This is a genomic window from Bacillus sp. LL01 (assembly GCF_001037965.1).
The window spans coordinates 1-3282 of the sequence record NZ_LFEL01000255.1; the positions used below are offsets into that span (position 1 = coordinate 1).

Consider the following 3282-nt stretch of genomic DNA (forward strand, 5'->3'; position numbering starts at 1 on the left):
ACCATGGATTGCAGATAAAGCAGGATTGGATTATGCAGATGATCTATTGTATGATCCCATTTATTCGATTGAATTAGCGATCGAATATTTAGGGTTTTTACATGATCGTTATGATGATTGGGATSATGCACTAACAGCCTATCACCGTGGGATGTACGGTCTTGAGAAATATATCGAAGAAAACGGTGATGCCGCTAGCTGGTATGCCGTAGAAATTCAAGAAAATGCAGAAGCACTTGAAGGCTTTGCATATCTGAATAAAGAATAATGTGGGAAGCAGTGAAACCGGATATGGTTTCGCTGCTTTTTTTGTCAGCGAACGATCGACTTACGGTGGGAAATTGAAGGATAAGATCAGATAGAGAAGAACTGCCTTTCAATTAAGATTTTCTTCTCTAATCATTCATCAAATGATTCTGCATGCTTAAAGGATTGCTCATAAAACGTTAATTGTGATTGTACAGACGTTACTGTATCTGCTTTTTTGACATAGTGATAATTACCATCTGAGTCTTGTTCACGAGCTTTTGTGTTATCAAGAAGTGTAATATCCAAGATTTCTTTTATGCGTTTTTTTATGGAGGCGTTTAGAATAGGAAACAAAATTTCAATACGCTTTTCCATATTACGTGTCATCCAGTCAGCAGAAGAAAGGTAAACCTTTTTTTCTCCATTATGATGAAAATAGAAAATTCGACTATGTTCTAAAAAACGATCAACGATGCTTCTGACTCGTATGTTTTCACTAACTTTTTTAATGCCTGGTCGTAAGCAACAAATACCTCTTACGATCAGGTCGATTTTCACGCCAGCATTTGATGCTTCATATAGCTTTAAAATAATCGGTTTATCCGTTAGAGAATTCATTTTGGCGATAATACGGCCATTGCCGTATTGCTGTTGATTCTTGATTTCTTGATCAATTAAATGTAGAAATTGGTCTCTTATATCAAAGGGAGCTGTAGAGAGGTAGTGCCATGTCGGTTTTTCACGATAGCCACTTAGATAATTGAAAAAGTTTGTGGCATCAATACCCATTTTCTCATTACTCGTCAACAAGCCCATATCTGTATATTGCTTAGCAGTCGAGTCATTGTAGTTACCGGTCCCTAGATGAACAAAGCGTTGCACTTCATGGTCCTGGTGCCTAACAACGAGGGTGATTTTGCTATGAGTCTTTAGAGAGGTGATACCATAAATGACATGGACGCCAGCCTTTTCAAGTTTCTTTGCCCATTGAATATTGTTTTCCTCATCAAAGCGAGCTTTTAATTCAACTAATACCGTCACTTGCTTTCCGTTTTCAGCAGCTCTTTCTAGGGCTTGTATGATCGGGGAATCACCACTGACCCGATAGAGCGTCTGCTTGATCGCCAAGACATTTGGGTCATCCGCTGCCTGAGAGATGAAGTCAACGACTGGCTGGAAGGACTCATATGGATGATGCAAAAAAATATCCTTTTTCGAAATGGCATCAAAAATATTCTCCTCGCCAATCAAATCGAAAGGAGGTTGAGGAATCAGGTTTTCATTTGCTAAGTGCTCATGATCATTGGCAAGTTGCCTGTAAAATTTAAATAAAAAGGAAAGGTCTAGAGGACCATGAAAGGAGTAAACATCCCCTTTGTGAATCTCAAGCACATCAAGCAATAAGCTCAAAACAGTAGGGTTCATTGTCCCATCTTGCATCTCAAGTCGAACCCCAGATCCCCATTTGCGTTTTTTTAATTCTTTTTCAATTTCACGCAATAGATCACGTGCGCCTTCCTCGTGAATAGTCATATCGGCATTTCTGGTTATTCGAAAGGGGGATACGGATACGACATCATATCCAWGAAATAATTCACCAATAAAATGACTAATGACTTCCTCAAGCATAATAAAAGCTTCTTTCTTATTTGAAGAAGGTAAGCTAATGAAGCGATTGAGTACGGAAGGTACTTGTACAATGGCTAATTGATTTCTTTGGTTCAATTCATTTTTTAATAATACAGCTAAATTCAAACTTTTATTTAAAAGCATTGGAAAAGGCCGATACGCATCAATAGCCATTGGGGTCAGGACGGGATAAATATAATGATGAAATCGTTTTTTAAGATAGTGAAGTTGATCTTCGTTCAGCTCATTTATGGCTAAAAACTGAAATCCTTCATGGTAGAGCATTGGTACAAGAGTTTCTGTAAAGACACGGTCTTGAAGGGTAACGAGTCTGTGATTAACTGTAGCAATTTCTTTTAGCTGTTGCTTTGGGGTGAGTCCAGCTTTATTTTCAGGACGATTAAATCCAGCCTTAACTTGATCTTTTAACCCTGCAACGCGGACCATGAAAAATTCATCTAGATTCGAACTGAAGATAGCTAAAAACTTCAATCTCTCTAATAATGGGTTCCTTTCATCAATTGCCTCTTCAAGTACTCGCTCGTTAAAAGCAAGCCAACTCAATTCTCGATTATTGTAATGATGAGGATCATTAAAGTTTATGGGAGCTTGATCGATAGACTCCTTTGACATGAGCGTCAACCTTTCTGTTTTATAGTAGAGAATCAGCATTTAGTAATCACAGGTATCCTTCTACATTTTATCAATACAATGTAAATATTATGTTAAGAATACTCGTTCTGACCCCAAGCAGAGATAAACTCTAGGTCAATCTCTAGGTTTGTGATGCGCTCAAGGTGTTTTTTGTGCTTTGTGGCATACTCCCTTTCAAACGAACAGTCACTTTCATAATGAAGGGGTAACACAACTTTAGAACCGTTAAAGGTTGGTTCTCCGATGTGTTTTATTATATGGCGACGCGTCTTATTTAAACTATATGCGAGCTTCATTAACGAACCTAAAAATTCATACCATTTTAGCTCTTTTTTCGAGATTACATCCTTATATGGTTTAGCGAGCCCCACTAACTGTGACTTTGATTTAAAGGATGAAATGAAGGCAATCGCTAATCGTTCTTTGTGATTAAGCCCATCAATAGTCATATTCGTTAACAAATAAAACGTGTGGGTGCTACTTGATTCTTTGTTAATAAATTCTCCAATGTACAAAACCTTGGTGCTGTAGCGAAGCAATGTCAAWGCCTCGTCACTATCTGAAATTGGTGCAAACTCTTTAAAATGTTGATAGAGCATGCTGACAAGCTTCGTTACATAATTAACATGACTTAACTGGATGTCAAAATTATGACTAAGTTGATGGAAGCTTTCTTCAATAACGACTGGAAAACGATTTGTTTCCATTGGTCGTAGCATTTCTTCATATAAAATACCGTCACGAAGGCCA

General features: G+C 37.7%; 2 protein-coding genes and 1 pseudogene. 1 reads left to right on the forward strand and 2 read right to left on the reverse strand.

Annotation, left to right across the window (positions count from 1 at the left end; translation table 11 throughout):
* A partial coding sequence (locus tag AB685_RS28960; protein WP_047974071.1) for a transglycosylase SLT domain-containing protein occupies window positions 1-268 on the forward strand: 268 nt, incomplete at its 5' end.
* A gap of 131 nt (window positions 269-399) precedes the next feature.
* Here AB685_RS28960 and AB685_RS28965 read toward each other — a convergent pair.
* On the reverse strand, window positions 400-2511 hold the full coding sequence (locus AB685_RS28965) for an RNA degradosome polyphosphate kinase (protein ID WP_047974072.1): 2112 nt from the start codon (window positions 2509-2511) through the stop codon (window positions 400-402).
* Window positions 2512-2603: 92 nt separating this feature from the next.
* A pseudogene (locus AB685_RS31565) lies at window positions 2604-3282 on the reverse strand (exopolyphosphatase); the annotation flags it as partial.